We start from the raw sequence: 17,242 nt of genomic DNA on the forward strand, positions 1-17,242 counted from the left end.
CAACCAAATTTGAGCGCAGGCTCTTGCAATGTTCCCGGTGCGTTCCCAAGTTTTACCTGAGGTGTGTGGGAGGGGTGGCGTATGAGGCAGCTTGAGGTCGAGAACCAGCTTCGCGATGTGGTCAGCCGCATCATCGTTCAGGTCGAGCTGGCGACTGCGCAGGGCAGGACCGACGTCAATCTGGCGCTGGAGGATGCATTCATCCCCATCTTGAAGTCGGTCTTCAACCTGCCGCACCTCATAAACCTCAACCGTAAGCAGAAGAACTACCCCGGCATCGACCTCGGCGACGACCATGATCGCGTCGCCTTCCAGGTGACTTCCACGACCGGCTTGGAGAAGGTGAAGTTCACGGTCGGCCAGTTCATGAGCCGATCCTACTATAACACGTTCGACGAGCTCTACGTGCTGATGCTCGGGAAAAAGCAGTCATCTTACAGCCAGAACGCCGTTAACGCGCTTCTGACGGAGGACTTCTCTTTCAATTGCGCCAAGCACATTATCGACCTCGGTGACATTCTGGGCATGGTGACCGGACTCCGGTTGGCGGCGCAGGAGCGGGTGCTGGCGGAGTTCAGGCACATCCTCGGCGAGGTTGACGCCTTCATCAGCATCCGTTCCGAGACGGTCGAGGCGCCGACCGCGATCACAACCAACCTGCAGGCGATCCGGCTGCCCGATGCTGTGTACGTCGCCGAACTGACGATCAACGACAAGGCAGTGGTTGAGCGGGCCAAGGTCGAGCTGAGCTACCGGGGTTACGCGAAGGGTCGCAGGGCGGTCGTGAAGATGGCCCTGCTCCTGAACGACGTGCAAACCGACGCATGGGTCTGCCACGATAACAAGTTGTTCTCGTTCACGGACATCGTCGCCAGCGGTCTTGTCAGCATCGTGGACGAAGGTACCGTAGAGCGGCTGGACGTCGCTGATCTGGCGGACTCCGACGAACCGGACAACGTTAACGTCCTAAAGCAGTTGCTCGCGGCCGAGGCACGTCAAATGCTGAAGGCGCGCAACGTGCGCGCCCATCCGAAGGACGGCTTCTTCTTCTTCGTGCCGGTCGAAGATGGCCAGGACATCCGCAGAGAGGCCTGGGTCGGCAAGGCCAGCGCCACGCGCACGGTCTATGTGGTCAGGTATCAGAAGAACGACCCAGACAAGGTCCTGCACCATCAGCACTTCTCGTTCGAGCTGACGTTTTCGAACCTCGGCGGGACATGGTTCGCACAGATCGTGCCGAGCTGGTATTTCTCTTACAACGGCTTCAAGCGGTCGAACTGGCACGATAAGCTACTGTCCAAGCAGAAGCGGCTCGAACTCAACCTGAGCGTCAGAAACGCGGTGCGCTTCGTCGCGTACTTCCTGTCGAACAGCAGCGAAGCAAATGAGGCGGATGAGGCGGATGACACGTCGCTGAGGTTCGGAACGCTCCTCGAGTTCGATGTGGACCGCGATGGCGAGGAAGATGTGGACGACGAGGACATTGCCTCGGATGCCGCGTTCGATGACGACGTGACCGATGACGAGGTGGCGGCATGAAATTGACCACCCTTGCAGAGCCGCTTCTTGAGTTCGGCACCGGTACGCACGTTTGCCCGCGCACGGGCATCGAGAACATGGGCGTCTATGACAAGCGCGATGAGCTGCGCCGGACTGAGCTTCGGATCGGTGTCGTCGGTCGCGGAGAGGGCATTGACCTCTTCGACGAATGGCTTGAGCGCTGCCGGGAGGGCGTCGAGCGCAAGAAGGAGTCCCAGCTCCTAAACCTTTTCCGAGGCTTTGGAGGGGTGAACCAGAACTATGGCTTCCTCACCAGGCTTATCAACTCGCCCCAGTATGCGCGCCTGCTGAAAAAGTCGGAGATCACGGCTATCGTGAAGCTAGCTTCGCGCGCCCATCGCGTAGAGCGGGCGGTGGATCTCTATTACGAGCAGATCCGCTTTTTGGCCGAGAACAGGTCCGTCGACGTGATCGTATGCGTCATGCCGAATGAGATGTTCGACTCCGTGACCACCGCCGCGGTCGGCGATGACAAAGATGACAGCGAACTAGAGAACAATTTTCGGCGGAGGCTGAAAGCCAAGTGCATGCATCTCGGCACGCCGCTCCAGCTCGTTCGCGAGAAGACCATCCTCATCACCAAGTTTGCGGGAGAGCAGCAGGATCCCGCAACGAAGGCCTGGAACTTTTGCACGGCGCTTTACTACAAGGGAAACCGGACAATCCCCTGGCGGCTAGTTGAGGACGGCTCCAAGCTGCGGTCGTGCTACATCGGCATCGGATTCTACAAGAGCCGTGACGGCGAAACAGTGTCCTCTAGTCTGGCACAGGTCTTCGACGAGTTCGGCCATGGCATCATCCTGCGCGGGACGCCCGTTTCGATCGACAAGAAGAACCGGCATCCCTTTCTGAGTGAGGATCAGGCCTACGAACTGCTCAGCGACGCGCTGGACGAGTACGACCGCGCATTGGAGCACATGCCGGCCCGGATCGTCATCCACAAATCCAGCCGGTTCCGCGATGGCGAGCGCAAGGGCTTCCTGAGGGCGTTAAAGGATAAGGGCATCCGCTCGAAGGATTTCGTCGCCATCACGGACACTGACGTCCGCCTCTTCAGTGACAAGAAGTATCCACCTAAACGCGGGACGCTGCTCACCATCTCGGAGACCGAAGGCGTTCTGTATACCAGGGGCACCGTCGACTTCTACAAAACCTATCCGGGTCAGTACGTGCCGAGCCCGCTCAAGATCACCGTCTACGAGCAGGATTCGTCGCTCGAGAGCCTATGCGAGGAGATCCTGGGTCTAACCAAAATGAATTGGAACAACACTCAGATGGACGGGCGACTGCCCATCACACTCGAATGCGCCAAGAAGATCGGCGACATCATGAAGTATGTGGATGTGAACGAGAAGCCACAGGTCAGCTACAGCTTCTACATGTGAGGTTGGCTTCTGCGGCAGTTGGCCCGACGGCGTGGCGACGACGCTGATAAGCGTGAGCAACGCCGAAGCGCCACCTTACGCATTGCATTGCAGGCACCAGGCCTGGACCTCATGACGGTCAGCCCGCCGCGGCAGGCTCGCCCTTCATTGCGATATCGAAGGCCGGGCGGACTAGATCGTCGCGCCATTCGCACGCCCATTTCGCTTTCGCGGAGTCGAATTCGAGCGACCCAAGCTGGTTCAGCGCGATTAAGATCCGGCTGAGCAACGGCGCCGACTGTTGCTCGCAAGCTTCGACGAGCCAGCTGTCCGCGTCTTCGCCGTGACGATCGAGAAATCGGAAGATCGACCAAGTGATCGGCTCGATAATGCCTTCCTTGCTGCATACCAGGCTCGCGCCATCGGGAGCGTCATGCAAGTGCATGCCTGACCGCTCCGGATCGATCGGCACACGCCGGAGCGGGATCGGGCTGGTGCCAACCAGGCCCAGCACAGCGGCGTCGAACAAGCCGACGACGCGATCCTCATCGACCGAATAGGCCCCGATCGGAACCGAGGCAAGGTGGGACAGGATCAGCCAAGCATCGAGATCGCCATAGGTGACGCTGACCTCATCAGCGGGCAGTTCCAGCCGGTGCGGCGTTCCCGGTGCCTTCATTATCACGACGCCATCGTCACGCACGGTCATTTCGAGGCTGCCGATCTCGGGCACCCACATGTTCGCTTTTGTGCCCGCCTTCAGGGGCCGGATGCTCGGGCGGCGATCAAGGAGATGATTGATGAAGGGAAGCGGCAACCCGGACCGTGCCTGTGCGGCTTCGATCATCGCCTGGGCACCGATCACGTCTCCCATCGGCAAGTCGGCCAGGCCGCGGACAAACCATCGCGCAGCCTCTTCATCGTTTTCCTTGTCGATGCGCTTGGCGAGCTCAGCGGCAATCTCCCTTGCCACTTCCGAGGCGATCAGTTCGGGCATGCGCCCGACCATCAGCGCGCGGTTGTCGGTATCAAGGGTCGTGCCGAGCAGGCCAGACTGGACCATCGCCTTGAGATCATCCACCTTGGCATGTTTGCGCAGCGCGTCCTTGCGCACGAGGAAACTATGCAATGCGCGAAGCCGCAGATCGGGCGTGCGGTCATTGCGCTGATAGTCGTCGATGACAGCGCGTGCGAAGGTTGCCGCCTGCTCGATCAGCGGATCCTGCACGAAACGCTCGCGCGTGTATTCAAAGACGCCAAGGCTCAGCAGCGGCGGCAACAGCGCACTGGCATTCACCGGCCGGTCGGGTGCCGTCACCACGCCTGCGACCATCGATTGGAGGAGCCAAGGCTGACGATATTCCTCGGCACGATCCGCACCTTGCATGAAGTCGGTGCCGCTTTCGTACATCACGCGCCGAGCCTGACCGAACTCCTGGTCGTCGAGCGTTCCGACCGGCACGCGCGTTCCGCGCCTGGCGAAGACGGTCGGCTTGCGGCGAGTTTCCCCCATCCACAATCGATCGATAACCGCGGTATCGGCCTCAATTACGAATTTCAGCCGCTGGCCGCTCGACTGAGCGGTAAGTGCCTCGAGCTCGAGGCGGATCGCTTCATGCTCAAGCCCCAGGCCATCGATCACCACGACCAGCTGCGGACCATCCGAATTGCCGAGCGTCTGAAGCCAATGCCGCGCTTCCTCGGCGGAAATCCGCCAGCCCAGAGCCGAGCCCAGGATGCGCGCAATCTCGTCAGCGATGCCGACTGCTGCACTGCCCGACGCCTCGACGAACAAAATCGCCATATCCGCCTCGTTGCGGGTGACGATCGCCAGTTCGCCAGCCACATGCGTCTTGCCGACCAGCGGCGCGCCTTCGATCGCGATGACACGCCTTGTCTGGCGCAGGGCATTGCGGACGAGTGCGGTGGCTTTTCGCGGAAAATGGAATCCGTTGGTGAAAGTAGCGAGCGGCGCGTCCCATCCGCCCGAAAGTGCTTCAAGGGTCTCGCGACTGGCAGCCCGGACCGCTGCCATCCAGACGTCCGAGCTCGGGCCCATCAGCGTACCGATCGCGTCCTTCAGATCTGATTCGGCAATTTTCAGCGCGGCGTTGGCCAAGTTGGCGAAAGCTACTTCGTCGCGCTCGCCCTCGCTCAACAGTCGACCGTCATGCGTCGCATAGCAGTGCGTTTCGGCGCCGTTGGAGACGATAACAAGCGGTGGACGTGGATGCAGCACTCGCGCGTATGAAAGGCCTTGCTCGATATCGGCCTTCGTGAGCTTGGCACCCGGCCGCTTAAGCTCCAGGATCGCGATACGCTCTTTCCCTCGTTCGATGAGGATATCGACGCGACCTTGGCGGCTCGCGACCTTGGAACCATCGATCTTGACGGACTTATGGCCAAGCTTGAACGAAAAGGTCAGTTGGTGCTTGATCTCCTTGCGGTCCAGCCAGGGAATGGCGGCTTGCAGGGCGTCGTTGGCCCTGGCTTCGAGTTCAGCTTCGGTCTTGGTCTTGGTTGCCAGTCCTATTGTCATGCAACCACTCTACACAGCCTCGCGCCCAAATTCATTATTCGCGTCGATCCGACGCGATTTTCCCCGCGATCGATTACAATAAGAAGCGGATCGCCTACTTGATCGATGGTGCACTCGCCGAGTTTATAGCCGCGAGAAGCGCGCTCTCGTCCCGCAACCTTACCGCTGTAGATTAGACAGAGTTGGCAACGCAGTGCGCCGACATCATCCGCCGCAAAGCAGGCGTTGAGATCGATGACGATCGGATCCTGGCGTCAGCGGAGGAGACCGCCGACACGTTCGGGATCAAGGAAGCCCATCTTTATCGCGACTGGCAGGTGTGTCAGCGGAACACTCCGTTGCCGGCTGGCAAGCCAGCCTCAGCCTTGGACGCCCTGAACCCCTGAATCCGTGAGGGGAGGGGGGGTGGAAGGGGTGAGCCGAAGGGCTCGGCCAAATCCGGCCTTCAGGAGCACCCCCATGAACGACATCGAGTTGATCCCGCTCGGCAAGTTGCGCTTGTCCGAAGCCAACGTCCGAAAAAACGACAGCAACCTCTTCATCGAGGAACTGGCCGCCAATATCGAGGCCAAGGGCCTCCTCCAGAACCTGATCGTCGTGCCCGCCAACAAGCGCGGCATGTTCGACGTCACCGCGGGCGGACGCCGACTGCGCGCACTCAAATATCTGCTCGAGGCGGGCAAACTCCCCAAGGATCACCCCGTCGCCTGCCGCGTCCTCGACATCGATGCTGCCGAGCAGTCCGAACTCTCGCTGATCGAGAATGTCATCCGGCTCGACATGACCCCGACCGACGAGATCCGCGCCTACAAGCACTTCGTCAACGAGGGCAGCGACCTCGACGCGATTGCAAAACGGTTTGGTCGCACCCGCCGGTTCATCGAAGGCCGCCTGCGGCTTGCTGACCTCGCCGATCCGATCTTCGCCGCGCTTGAGGAAGGCAAGATCACCCTCGATGTCGCCAAGGCCTATGCGACGACGCCCAACCATGATCGCCAGATGATGGTCTGGAACGAGCTGTCGAACAGCTGGCAGGGCAACAACCCCGATTCCATCCGTCGCATGGTCACGCACAGCGCCATCCGCTCGTCTTCGCCGATGGCCAAGCTCGCCAGCGAAGCCGAATACCTCGCCGCGGGCGGCAAGATCGAACGCGACCTCTTTACCGAGGACGGCGGCGAAACCTGGATCGATGCCGAGATCGCGCAGCGCATTGCCGGGGAGAAGCTCCAGGCCTTTGCGGCCGAGGTCGCCCAAACCTCCGGCTATGCCTGGGTGCGCCCGATCCTCGAAACGCGTGTCACGTACAACGCGACCGAAGACCTCCATCAGGTCCATCTCGAACCAGCCCCGCTCACCGAAGAGGAACAAGTCGAGGCTGACAAGCTACTCGAGACGATCTCGGCGCTCGAAGCGGAAAGCGAGACGCTCGATGAGGACGACGAAGCCGCTGCCGCCGACTTCCAGGCACGCTGGGATGCCGCAAGCAGCGCCTACGATGCGCTCCACGACAAGGCCCCGGTGATCCCAGAAGAGATGAAGGCAAATGTCGGCTGCTTCGTGATCATCGGCGCCGATGGCCAGCCCACCGTCGCGAGCGGCCTCTACAGCGACAAGCCGCTCGAACGGCGCAAAGCCCGCGGGTCCGACGCGGGCGAGGGTGCAGCCGGAGCAGGGGAGGGCGGTAGCGCCGCTCCGGCCCCCAAGCCGTTGTCGCAGAAGCTGGTCGAAGAGCTCGCCGTACAGCGCCGCGACATTCTCGCCATCAACCTCGCGTCCAATCCGGCAATCGCGCTCGATTATCTGATTTTTGCCATCGCCGACTCCCGCGCGCTCTACAGTGCGCAGGCGCTCGGCACGACGCTCCGCGCGCCGTCGCCATCGCTCTACCTCGCCAATTACCCCGAAAGTCCGGCCCACACGCTGATGGCCGACATGCGTGAGACCCTCGACCTGTCATGGACCGAGCACCGCCGCACAGTCGACCGGTTCTCCGCGTTCAGCGCGCTCGACGACGATGCCAAGGCAAGCTGGCTTGCCTGGTGCATGGCAAAGACACTGGAAGCCAGCATGGGCATCGACAAGAAGACCGGTCAGTCCGGCCCTGAGCCGATCGACCTCCACGATCATCTCGCGGCGCTGATGGGGATCAACGTCGCCAGCCACTGGCGGCCAACCTCGGCCAATTACTTCGACCGCGTGAGCAAGCAGGCGCTGCTCGCCCATGTCAGCGAAGTTGGCGGACCGACCATGGCGGCGAGCTTCATGGGCTCGAAGAAGGGCGACCTCTCGGCTTCCTGCGAAAAGCTGTTTGCGGGCGAGACCATCGTCGCTCCCGAGGTCAAGGAAGCTGCGCTCGCCTGGGTGCCCGAGGCCATGCGCTTCCGGGTGCTCGCGGCGAGCGAGCCCGATGAGGAAGCGCCGGTTGCGCACGAACCGGACAGCGATGTGGGCGACCTCGAACCTGCCGAAGAACAGGACGTCCAAGCCGGCGAGACCGTCGACGCCTGAGCCAGCCTTGCCGGCACGCTGCCCGCGCACCCTTTGCGCCCTGCGGCAGCGTGCCGGTCCATCCAGGAACCACCACATGACCATGATCACTAAGCTGCGCGCCCGGGTCTCCCCCGAGGCGATCTCGAAGGTCACCCGGATCTTCAACGGGACCCTCGATGACATCTTCAACGAACTCTTCCAGAATGCCCGCCGCGCGGGCGCGGGCCGCATCACCGTCACCGCTGATCACGCGGCGGACGCCTGCCTCATCACGGTGAGCGATGACGGCGCCGGGATCGCCGACCCGGTTGACCTCATCTCCCTCGGGGCATCCGATTGGCCCGACGAGCGCCGTGCCCGCGAAGACCCAGCGGGCATGGGCTTCTTCAGCCTTGCTGGCCTCGACACCGTGGTCAGTTCGCGGAGCGCGGACGGCGCGTTCTCGCTGGCGATCAAGGGCGATGCCTGGACCGGCGAGGCCGACATCGATGTGCTGTCCTATGACGGGCCGCGCGGCACGACAATCGCCTTCCGTTTCGATCCGCAGCCTGACGGCAAGCTCGAACGCTGCGTCGAGGCCGCCGCCCGGTTCCTGCCGCTTGCCGTCAGCTACAACGGCAAAGACCTCGCCCGCGCCGATTTCCTCGCCGACGCGCACAAGGTCATCGAGCGGGAGGGATTCCGGATCGGCGTGTTCCGCGACCGGCATTCGCCGCACGTTGCGACGCTCAACTTCCACGGCGTGACCCTCAAACACGCCTTCCCGGTCGTGAAGGAAGTCCACCATACCCAATGGTCCGTCCAGGTCGACGTGATCGACGCGCCCGAACTCGTCCTGGTCCTGCCAGCCCGAAAGGAAATCTACCGCAACGCCGCGCTCGACCGGCTCGTGGCACTCTGCCGCGAGGCGATCTTTTCGGTCATCCGCGAGGAACCGTTCCACCGGCTTGGCTTCGAGAACTGGATCGAAGCGAGCTTGCATCACGACGACTTCCCGCAGGCGGCGCGGCAGTTGCCGCTGTGGTACCCGACCCTCGCCCGCGACAGCTACCGCGAGGTGCCGCGGTTTGCCGACCTCGAGCCGGGCGCGGCGATCTACGATGACACCGACTCATTCGATGCCGTCACCTTCGGCCGCGCCTTGCGGCGCTCTAACGGCGGCGAGCTGCACCGCCTTGGCGGCCCCGAACCGCGCGCGTTCTACGAGCCGATCACCAACTTCATTGGCTATACCTGGTACGATGCCCTCGCGGCCTTCGTGCGTACCGGTGAGCGCTACACCTTCGATGGCGGCGCGCCTGCCGACGAAACCGACGCCGTCACCCTGCGCCCCGACGCGATCACGATCGAACTCACCGACCAGCACGACCGGCGGCTCGATCTTGAGACCGACTTTGCGATTCTAGACGACCCTGACTCATGGGGCGATCCGGACTGCGCTCGCATTGCGCTGACCCGGACCACCGCGCTTGGCCCGGACGATCTCACCGACCTCATCATCGACGCTGTGTTTTCGCCCTCGGACGATTCTGATGCGGACAGCTACGACACCCAGGAGACCCGCTTCCGTCACGATGCCGCAGTGCGCGCGCACGCAATCCTCGAAGGCGAGGACGCTGCGATCCTTGCCGGCATCCGCATGGCCTTCGCCGACCGGGTCGCCTGGCGCATCCCGCACGGGCGCACGCTCCGCCTCTCCTGGTCGAGCGCGGCTTCCGGCCTCTCACTTGATCCTGCTCAGGAGGGCCCGGCCCAATGACCCGTCATCCAAAACCCGACGTCGCGCAGGTCATCACTGACCTGATCCTCGAGAAGATCGCCGCCGGCACGGCCCCGTGGCTCAAACCCTGGTCCTCGACCAGCACACGGCCGCTCCGCCACAACGGTGTCCCCTATTCGGGGATCAATACCTTCTTCCTCTGGGCGGTCGCCGAGAGCCGCGGTTACGCCAGCCCCTACTGGATGACGTTCAGGCAGGCGCTCGAACTCGGCGCCCATGTTCGCAAGGGCGAGAGCGGCTCGTTCAGCGTGTTTTACAGTTCGGCGCGCAAGACCGACACCGATCGCCAAACCGGTGAGACAACCGAAAAGACGATCAGGTTCATGAAGTGGAACCACGTCTTCAACGCCTCGCAGATCGAGGGGCTGCCGATGCACTACTACCCCGAGCCGCCTGACCCCAAGGCGATTGGCGCACTTTCGGCCGGGGTGCAGGCATTCCTTGATGCGATCCCGATCCGCGTGATCCACGGCGGCAACAGTGCGCATTACACGCCGAGCACGGACACGGTCACTTTGCCGTCGCCGGGCGCATTTCACTCGATCGAGGCTTACTTCTCGACGCGATGCCATGAGCTCGGCCACGCTACGGGGTCGGCCAAGCGGCTCAATCGCCAGTTCGGCAAGCGCTTCGGTGACGACGCCTATGCATTCGAAGAAATCGTCGCCTCGCTCTGCCAGGCTACCCTGTGTGCCGAGTACGGCCTCCCCAACGAGATTCACGACAGCCACGCGTCCTACATCCACCACTGGATGAAGATCCTGCGCGGGGACAAGACCGCGATACTCCACGCAGCCGCCAAGGCCGAGCAGGCGGTCAAGTGGCTGCGCCAGTTCGATCCAGCGCTCACGGGAGATCTCAAGGAGGCGGCTTGACCGTACCCACTGTGCGATGGCCCAGGCCTGCTCGCAGGACGAACGGGAAGGGGAGGGGGTGGGAGCCCGATGCGCCAGGGGGCGCAAAGGGAGACTTCACCGATGAACTACGATCTCGACTTCCGCTATCGCCGGGCCCTGCAGCCCGATGGCCTCGCGACCATTGCCACGGCAACCCAGGCCGTCGTCGATGCGATGCAGGACGCACGCAACGCCGGTATCGATCCGGCCCGCGATCCCGCGACCATCCTGCTCGCGCGCCACGTCGGGCGCATCGCACTCGGCCACGCGCCGCATGAGACCTTCGCAGAAGACCTGCCGCTGCGCCGGCAGTGCCTCGCCAAGATCGACGAGCTGAAGTCCAAGCCCGCGCTTGTCGCACTGGCCCGCCGCGGCATCGGCTACGACCCGGAAGCCAAGCGCGCCTTCCACCGCGAGGCGCGTTCGGCGCTGCGGGTAGCGGCGCGCCATCTCGGACTCGAGCCCGACCAGTACGATCTGCGCAGCAACTTTGCGGGGCCTGCGGTCTCGGGCGAGATCACGCTCCACGGTGACGAGATCTACGTCCAGGTCTCGATCCCCTGCGTCCGCCCGGGCCGCGAGGTCATGTTCCGCCGATGCAAGGGCCGTCAGGACTACCTCGGCGACCGCAACCACTTCTGCGACATCGCGGTCCTTGCCGCGCCGCACAGCTTCCGCGCGCTCGTTGTGCGCGAGACCGGCCTTTCAATCAATCCGCGCCAGCAGGCGCTCGTCTAGGAGAACCGCCATGGGTTGGCTGTTCATGTCCCGCGGCGGCATGGCCCCGTTCGCCACGCCGAAGGCCTATCTCGACAACCAATGCACCTATCCGCCCGACCCTGAGAAGGGCCGGGCGACGGGCCTGCGCGTCCTCAAATCCACCGTCCGTTCGGGCGCCTACTACGCTGCCTGCCAGAGCTACGACCTTGAGGCGCCGCGCGAGACTTTCGCGATCATCTGCCTCGTCAAGTGGAACCCCGGCGCGCGCAGCGGCGAAGAGTTTGGCTACAAGGACATGAGCGAGACGATGGGGCCGTACAATTACGACTGCCCGGCCTCGATCCTCGACCTGCTCGGTCCTCCCGGCAACGAATATGCTGCGCAGTGGCGCCAGCATTGCCGCCAGCGCCTCGCCCTGACTACGCGCCGCAAGCCGGCGCCGGGCGACATGCTGGTGCTGGCCGAGCCGCTGACCTTCACCGACGGGCAGAGCGAGCGAAGCTTCCGCGTGGTCAAGTCGGGCCGCAAGACCATCCTGCGCCGGGTCAGCGACGGGGTCGGGGTGAAGATCAGCAAGCTGATGAGCCGGGCGTGGACGATCGTGCCGCCGCCCGCAGCCCCGTCAACCTCGTGACCTGGCACCCAAGCGAGTAGCGCCATGACCGACCCCGCACCACCTCAGCGCTCGTCCAAGCGGGCGCGCCTCTGCAGCATCGAGAACGCCAACCGGATCGCAACCCGGGTCGCCGAGCACGTCCAGGGCGACACCGCCGTGGTCAAGACCGGAAACCCGCTGCAGCCCTTTCGCGTGGTGCTGGCGAGCAAGGCGGCGCCGGGGCGCACCGTCTCGCGGGTCGTCACCTGCAACGATGACGAGCCGGATGATCAGTAGGGGCCTGGCCCGCGCTCGACGAACCACGATTGCCCGAGCTCGAAATCCGGGCTGGCCGATACGACCGGGCCATCGGGCGCTTCGCTGACATAGGGCGAAACGAGGTCCTTGCGGCTAACCCCGGCCCGGCTGAGCCAGGCGGCAGTGCGACCGCGGGCCTTGAGGATCGTCAGCAGCCAATCCATCGCCTCGGCCATCTCGACCACCCCGCGCCCGGCGAGGCAGTAATAGATCGCCCGCTGGAAATCATCGCACTGCGCGGCAAGGATGCCGGCGAGCTTCGCTCGTCCGCAGGGCGCATTTTCATGCACCAGCGACACTGCCTCGCGCAGTTCCCGGACCGACAGGTAGGCGTCATCCACGCCGACCCCGATGCACAGCGCCGCGATCGCCCGGCGCACCGGCGGCAGGTTCTCGTCGCACGACGCATCGCGGAGGCCAATGTCGAGATCGAAATGGTCGAGGTGGCTGGGTGAGGGCATGGCGAGATCCTTTCCTAAAGAACGTAGCGTGAACGCTCAGACCCCGTCAACCGGACAACGGAGGGGAGGGGGCACTCGGCGGGGGATCAATCTTGAAAGGAAGAACCGATGATCTCGCATGCTCAATCCACGCCTGTCGCTGTCGACCACACTGCCGAGATCGCCCGGCTCAATGACGCGGCCCGCGCAGGCTCGCTGCCTACTTCGCGTACTGTGTTCACCCGGGCGCTGACCGACATCCTTGCTGGCGACGCCGAGGACCCCGGCACTCGCCAAGCCAGTCTGATGCTGGGTCAGGCGGCGCTGCGCAGGCTTATCAACGAAACACCGATCGAGCCGGGAAACGACCCTCACGGCGAGCGCGATTTTGGCGCGGTCGAGTTCCAGGGGCACAAGATCTTCTGGAAGGTCGATGTCTACGCCAACGACGGGACGTTCTCCTGGGGGTCGGAGACGCCGTGGGACGGGGAGCAAAGCTTCCGCGTGGTCACGATCATGCTGGCAAGCGATTGGTGAGGCGATGAGCCGGTATTCTTTGAAGCCGTATCCGCATCGAACTGACGTGTTCGAGGTGGCGGTCGGGTGGGATGCACATTTCGTCACTTATTTCGCCATTGTATTCGCGGGGCCTGAATCTGCTGGCGAGCTAAGAATTGCCGCTTGGCGAGGGGCGCGACCGAATGAACTCAGGAACACTGCAGCGCTCGAAGTGGCAATCTCCGAATTCGCAAACCTGCCACCACATCTGACGAAGCGGCTAGATGCAGATAGACTCATTCGCCATTCGGCTACTGGTACGCGCCTTGGCAAGATAATGGATACTTTTCTGGGGCATGGATATTAGATCACAAGGCCTCTCAGCCAACGGTCACACCCGCGCCTTCATCTGGCAATTAGGTTCGGCCTCATTTGGTGCAGGTTCGCCCACTCAGATGCGCCTGCACATCGTTTCGAGAGAGAATGGATATGTCTCGTGCCCACACAAAGGTCGTCGCTAAGCAAAACAGATATGCCGCCCGGTCACGCGCCCGAAATACCGATCTGATCGTTCCAGAGGCATTTGTTAGAGGTATTCGGCATTTAGGGTACCAAACTAACGTCGAAGCCCTTGCGGAACTCGTAGATAACTCGATTCAAGCTTATGCGGAGTCGATCGACATTGTTTTTTCATTTCAAGATGCGGACGGGGAGCGGAAGCCAAGCCAGATTGCCATTATTGATGACGGCCACGGTATGGACCCTGCTATGATGCGGATTGCTCTGCTGTGGGGTGGCACTCACCGTGAGAATGATCGCGACGGTTTGGGTCGGTTCGGCTATGGCTTACCTTGTGCCGCAGTTAGCATCGGCCGGCGCTTTACAATATATTCCAAGACCAAAGGCCACCGCCTTCATGCGGTGAAACTTGACGTGGACGCCATCGTATCTGGCAATGCTATATCGAGCCGCAAAATAGCAATTCCGGCTGCTCAGCCTGCCATCCTTCCGCCTTTCCTCCGCCGGGCCATTCGGCAAGCACATCCCACCGGCTGGCGAGCAGGTACCATCATTGTAATCGACTACTTAGACCGACTCGACTGGTCGACCACCTCCGGCCTGAAGCGCAACCTGATCCGACGCTTTGGCGTGACCTATCACAAGCTGCTGTCGGCCACCCGACTTACCATCGACGGAACTGCGGTGCGCCCCATCGACCCCCTATTTCTCAATCCGGATGCCGAACTCTTTGACCTTGATGAAGACAGGGCGATTGCACTCGACCCGGTAAGCTTCAAACTGCACACGCCGGAAGGACGCATCGGGGAGGTGGTTCTGCGTTATGCATGGATTCCACCGAGTTTCGCAGCCACCGACAAGAGCCGCGATGCCGTGGGGATGAATGCAAATGCCAGATTTCCCATTATCAAGCAGTATCACGGAGTTCTATTCAGTCGAAATGGTCGCCTGCTTGCCGTTCAGCCACGAACGCCCTGGACGATTTTCATGAACAACGACCGCTACATCCGCGTGGAGGTCGAGTTCTCTGCCGCCCTCGACGAGGCATTCGGAGTTACCACCTCCAAGCAACAGGTATCCATCACCCCTGAAATGTGGGATCACCTTCGAGTCGCCGGCCTCAACAAGGCGATCGAACACCTGCGGACTAAGGTCAGAGAGGCAAAAAGCGAACGTTTGGCTCAAGAGCCACTCGCCGCACCCCCATCGACCCGAATCACTCCTCGGACGGGAATCTCCCGCACGGCCGGAATACCGCGCGGCATCACTCCAGCCCACGCACTCGACATCCTGCTTGACGAAATAGACTGCCGCTCATCGGCTTCGACGCCCGCGGTGCGGGCGGCTTACCGCAGCCTGTTGAACGGGTGGTTGGAGCGCATGGGCTCCTTAGCCTCCACATCGGCTCAATCACGCACCTGATTGGGGTATACTAGCTAGCGTCGGCCACCAGGAATTGGCATTGCTTTAGTGGGGCTATGATCGGAAGGGGGTGTCAATGAGCAAGAGTGACAAAAAGCCCCGCCAAGCACGCCGATTCGAGCCTTATCTCAATCCGAGCGAGCGTGAAGAACTGCATGGCCTGCTCGATTTCATCGGGCCAGCGCCGCTGCAGTTTGCAGATAGTCTGCGCAACCTCGCGAGAAATTATATCGACGACGGAGAGGGCACTAAGCTCAGGGCAATCTGCCTCTTGTTCGCGGACCTCTTCGATCAAGGTTGGCAAGTATCCCTCAAAAAGGGGGCCTTATTGTGCGAACCCCCAAGCATTGACCGAGACGGAGACCAGACCGTCGAAGACGTCAAAGTGCGTATCCGAACTGCCCTGCAGGCGTCCCGCCGCCGTCAACTCGAAGAGCCTTCAGTTCGTACCTTTATACAAAGGATGGAACGTAGAACACTCCGGCCCGAGGGGCGGAGTTCTGTGCTTGACCTGATAGACTGCGGCGACGAACTGGCCACAGCATTGGAGCGGATTGCCTCAATCCCCGAGCAGGAACGAGATGCAGCACTCGCTGGCGTTGTCGACCCGGTAATCGAGATCTGCCATGCTGGCCGTCGATGCGCTAATACTGGCCTGCCGCTGAACGACATCTGGCGCTATTTCCGACACACTTGGGCACACGAATACCGTCCGATCCCCGGACGACAGCTACTTGTCCTCGTGCGAAACGCCGCACGTCCCAACCGGCCGGTGATGGGCATCGCCATGCTCGCGAGCCCGGTAATGCGGCTCAGCGCCCGCGACACATGGATTGGATGGCTTCGCGGCGCGATGGAGGAAAAGCTCCATTCCGGCACCTGGGATGCACACAGCCTTGCACATGCGATGACCGAGAGACTGGACGCATCCATTTCCTACGTTCGTTGGGATGACCTCGTCACTCCTGATGAGATTGAGAACCCCGTCGAAAACACGGTGCTGCGACTTGAACAAAAGGCGTCTGGGGCAGCGTATGCAAGAGAGCTTGAACTGCGCGCTCACTACGCAGCCAGCAGACAAAGCGACGGCCGGGTACCGCCAATGCGCGGCGCCGTAAAAGCCGACGATCCTGCAACGGACTGGCGCGCAGCGTCAGAAGATCTTCTGTTCGTCCGCAAGCGTGCCGAACTTCTCGCCCAACTCCTCTCGGCCAAACAGACGTTTCGGGCCGCCGAACTTCTCACCAAGCCCGAGACGGCACTGTCACAATTGCTCGAAGCGAAGAGTGGGCAACGGGCGATCGACATTGTTCTGACCGAGTTTCGAAAAGCTGGGCTATCGAGCCGCGTGGTCGACGTGAGCATCTGTGGTGCCGTTGCTCCGTACAATGAGCTTCTTGGTGGCAAACTCGTGGCACTCCTTCTCGCGTCCAAGGAAGTGCGTGATCATTACGCCGAGCGATATGGCGGTCAGGTGAGCGTTATCGCGTCGCAAATGGCGGGCCGTGCGGTTTCTAAGCCGGCCGATCTGCGGGTCCTTACCACTACGAGCCTCTACGGCGTCGGGTCGAGCCAATACAACAGGCTCGTCTTGCGGGCCACCGACCATGCAGGCCTCGACCACGACCTGCGGTGGGACTCGATTGGCAAGAGCAAGACCGGAGGCTTTGGCACGCTGCATCTCGGCGCGGACACTGCGCATGCCTTGCGTCAGATGGCGCAGAGCGTGCACACCTCGCGCCGGATCAACAATCGCTTCGGTGAGGGAACAAGTCCTCGCCTCCGTCAAATCAGGGAAGGTCTCGAGGCGCTTGGCGTCGAAAGCGACTCCATCCTACACCACAATACCCCCCGCCTCTTTTACGCATGCGAACTCGGCTCGAATTCTCGAAACTCGCTTATGGGCATGGAAGGCGACGAATTTCACGCTGCGTCGGCCTCCTCAATTGCCGCGGCCTGGAGAAGCCGCTGGCTCAATAGCCGCACCCGGCGGCCAGAGACCCTTGCGGCACTAAGCTCGCTGGGACCGGCGACCGTCCAGCGCGCCCTCCAAGTGCGCGAGGACGACCTTTTGGCGGAGCCGACTGACTAGCGCCGC

The 17,242-nt window shown here is 62.2% G+C and carries 13 protein-coding genes; 11 read left to right on the forward strand and 2 right to left on the reverse strand.

The window, feature by feature from the left end; all coding sequences use genetic code 11:
• Positions 1-81: 81 nt before the first annotated feature.
• Both HGI47_RS14520 and HGI47_RS14525 read left to right on the forward strand, forming a co-directional pair.
• Positions 82-1,539, forward strand: coding sequence for an SMEK domain-containing protein (locus HGI47_RS14520; RefSeq protein ID WP_168853495.1), 1,458 nt, complete (start codon positions 82-84; stop codon positions 1,537-1,539).
• The gene (locus HGI47_RS14525; RefSeq protein WP_168853496.1) at positions 1,536-2,945 is read left to right on the forward strand and encodes a hypothetical protein; all 1,410 of its coding nucleotides are present in this window, start codon (positions 1,536-1,538) and stop codon (positions 2,943-2,945) included. Before HGI47_RS14520 ends, HGI47_RS14525 begins: the two co-directional genes overlap by 4 nt.
• A 118-nt stretch (positions 2,946-3,063) precedes the next feature.
• Here the strand turns inward: HGI47_RS14525 and HGI47_RS14530 are convergent, their stop codons facing one another.
• On the reverse strand, positions 3,064-5,463 hold the full coding sequence (locus HGI47_RS14530; RefSeq protein WP_168853497.1) for a type I restriction enzyme HsdR N-terminal domain-containing protein: 2,400 nt from the start codon (positions 5,461-5,463) through the stop codon (positions 3,064-3,066).
• Positions 5,464-5,922: 459 nt separating this feature from the next.
• Between HGI47_RS14530 and HGI47_RS14535 the strand changes: the two genes are divergently transcribed.
• From HGI47_RS14535 to HGI47_RS14565, 6 genes are all read left to right on the forward strand, one after another.
• The gene (locus tag HGI47_RS14535) at positions 5,923-7,974 is read left to right on the forward strand and encodes a ParB/RepB/Spo0J family partition protein (protein WP_168853498.1); all 2,052 of its coding nucleotides are present in this window, start codon (positions 5,923-5,925) and stop codon (positions 7,972-7,974) included.
• Between the two features lie 76 nt (positions 7,975-8,050).
• Positions 8,051-9,715, forward strand: a complete 1,665-nt coding sequence (locus tag HGI47_RS14540; RefSeq protein WP_168853499.1) for an ATP-binding protein — start codon at positions 8,051-8,053, stop codon at positions 9,713-9,715.
• Positions 9,712-10,611: an ArdC family protein gene (locus HGI47_RS14545; RefSeq protein ID WP_168853500.1), complete on the forward strand. Its 900-nt coding sequence runs from the start codon at positions 9,712-9,714 to the stop codon at positions 10,609-10,611. The genes HGI47_RS14540 and HGI47_RS14545 overlap by 4 nt, the downstream gene beginning before the upstream one ends.
• Positions 10,612-10,713: 102 nt before the next feature.
• Positions 10,714-11,370, forward strand: coding sequence for a hypothetical protein (locus HGI47_RS14550; RefSeq protein ID WP_168853501.1), 657 nt, complete (start codon positions 10,714-10,716; stop codon positions 11,368-11,370).
• 10 nt (positions 11,371-11,380) lie between these two features.
• Positions 11,381-11,986, forward strand: coding sequence for a hypothetical protein (locus tag HGI47_RS22695; protein ID WP_240950203.1), 606 nt, complete (start codon positions 11,381-11,383; stop codon positions 11,984-11,986).
• Between the two features lie 24 nt (positions 11,987-12,010).
• The gene (locus HGI47_RS14565; RefSeq protein WP_079731416.1) at positions 12,011-12,244 is read left to right on the forward strand and encodes a hypothetical protein; all 234 of its coding nucleotides are present in this window, start codon (positions 12,011-12,013) and stop codon (positions 12,242-12,244) included.
• On the opposite strand, the gene HGI47_RS14570 is transcribed toward HGI47_RS14565, so the two are convergent.
• Complete coding sequence (locus HGI47_RS14570) at positions 12,238-12,726, reverse strand: hypothetical protein (RefSeq protein ID WP_168853502.1); 489 nt, start codon at positions 12,724-12,726, stop codon at positions 12,238-12,240. The two genes, HGI47_RS14565 and HGI47_RS14570, sit on opposite strands and share 7 nt — an antisense overlap.
• Before the next feature lie 108 nt (positions 12,727-12,834).
• Here HGI47_RS14570 and HGI47_RS14575 point away from each other — a divergent pair, with 108 nt between their 5' ends.
• The 3 genes from HGI47_RS14575 (at position 12,835) to HGI47_RS14585 (ending at position 17,236) form a co-directional block, all read left to right on the forward strand.
• Positions 12,835-13,242: a DUF3768 domain-containing protein gene (locus HGI47_RS14575; RefSeq protein ID WP_168853503.1), complete on the forward strand. Its 408-nt coding sequence runs from the start codon at positions 12,835-12,837 to the stop codon at positions 13,240-13,242.
• Positions 13,243-13,692: 450 nt separating this feature from the next.
• Entirely contained in the window at positions 13,693-15,144 is a 1,452-nt protein-coding gene (locus HGI47_RS14580) for an ATP-binding protein (protein ID WP_168853504.1), read from the forward strand.
• A 76-nt stretch (positions 15,145-15,220) separates the two neighbouring features.
• A complete protein-coding gene (locus HGI47_RS14585; protein ID WP_168853505.1) occupies positions 15,221-17,236 on the forward strand; it encodes a Druantia anti-phage system protein DruA in 2,016 nt (671 codons plus the stop codon).
• Positions 17,237-17,242 lie beyond the last annotated feature (6 nt).

It is taken from the genome of Novosphingobium sp. ERN07 (assembly GCF_012641335.1).
Classification (GTDB): Bacteria; Pseudomonadota; Alphaproteobacteria; order Sphingomonadales; family Sphingomonadaceae; genus Novosphingobium.

Excerpts from the sequence above, each read along its gene's own strand:
- HGI47_RS14520 (WP_168853495.1), top strand. The coding sequence starts at position 82 with ATGAGGCAGCTTGAGGTCGAGAACCAGCTTCGCGATGTGGTCAGCCGC.
- HGI47_RS14525 (WP_168853496.1), top strand. The coding sequence starts at position 1,536 with ATGAAATTGACCACCCTTGCAGAGCCGCTTCTTGAGTTCGGCACCGGT.
- HGI47_RS14530 (WP_168853497.1), bottom strand. The coding sequence starts at position 5,463 with ATGACAATAGGACTGGCAACCAAGACCAAGACCGAAGCTGAACTCGAA.
- HGI47_RS14535 (WP_168853498.1), top strand. The coding sequence starts at position 5,923 with ATGAACGACATCGAGTTGATCCCGCTCGGCAAGTTGCGCTTGTCCGAA.
- HGI47_RS14540 (WP_168853499.1), top strand. The coding sequence starts at position 8,051 with ATGACCATGATCACTAAGCTGCGCGCCCGGGTCTCCCCCGAGGCGATC.
- HGI47_RS14545 (WP_168853500.1), top strand. The coding sequence starts at position 9,712 with ATGACCCGTCATCCAAAACCCGACGTCGCGCAGGTCATCACTGACCTG.
- HGI47_RS14550 (WP_168853501.1), top strand. The coding sequence starts at position 10,714 with ATGAACTACGATCTCGACTTCCGCTATCGCCGGGCCCTGCAGCCCGAT.
- HGI47_RS22695 (WP_240950203.1), top strand. The coding sequence starts at position 11,381 with ATGGGTTGGCTGTTCATGTCCCGCGGCGGCATGGCCCCGTTCGCCACG.
- HGI47_RS14565 (WP_079731416.1), top strand. The coding sequence starts at position 12,011 with ATGACCGACCCCGCACCACCTCAGCGCTCGTCCAAGCGGGCGCGCCTC.
- HGI47_RS14570 (WP_168853502.1), bottom strand. The coding sequence starts at position 12,726 with ATGCCCTCACCCAGCCACCTCGACCATTTCGATCTCGACATTGGCCTC.
- HGI47_RS14575 (WP_168853503.1), top strand. The coding sequence starts at position 12,835 with ATGATCTCGCATGCTCAATCCACGCCTGTCGCTGTCGACCACACTGCC.
- HGI47_RS14580 (WP_168853504.1), top strand. The coding sequence starts at position 13,693 with ATGTCTCGTGCCCACACAAAGGTCGTCGCTAAGCAAAACAGATATGCC.
- HGI47_RS14585 (WP_168853505.1), top strand. The coding sequence starts at position 15,221 with ATGAGCAAGAGTGACAAAAAGCCCCGCCAAGCACGCCGATTCGAGCCT.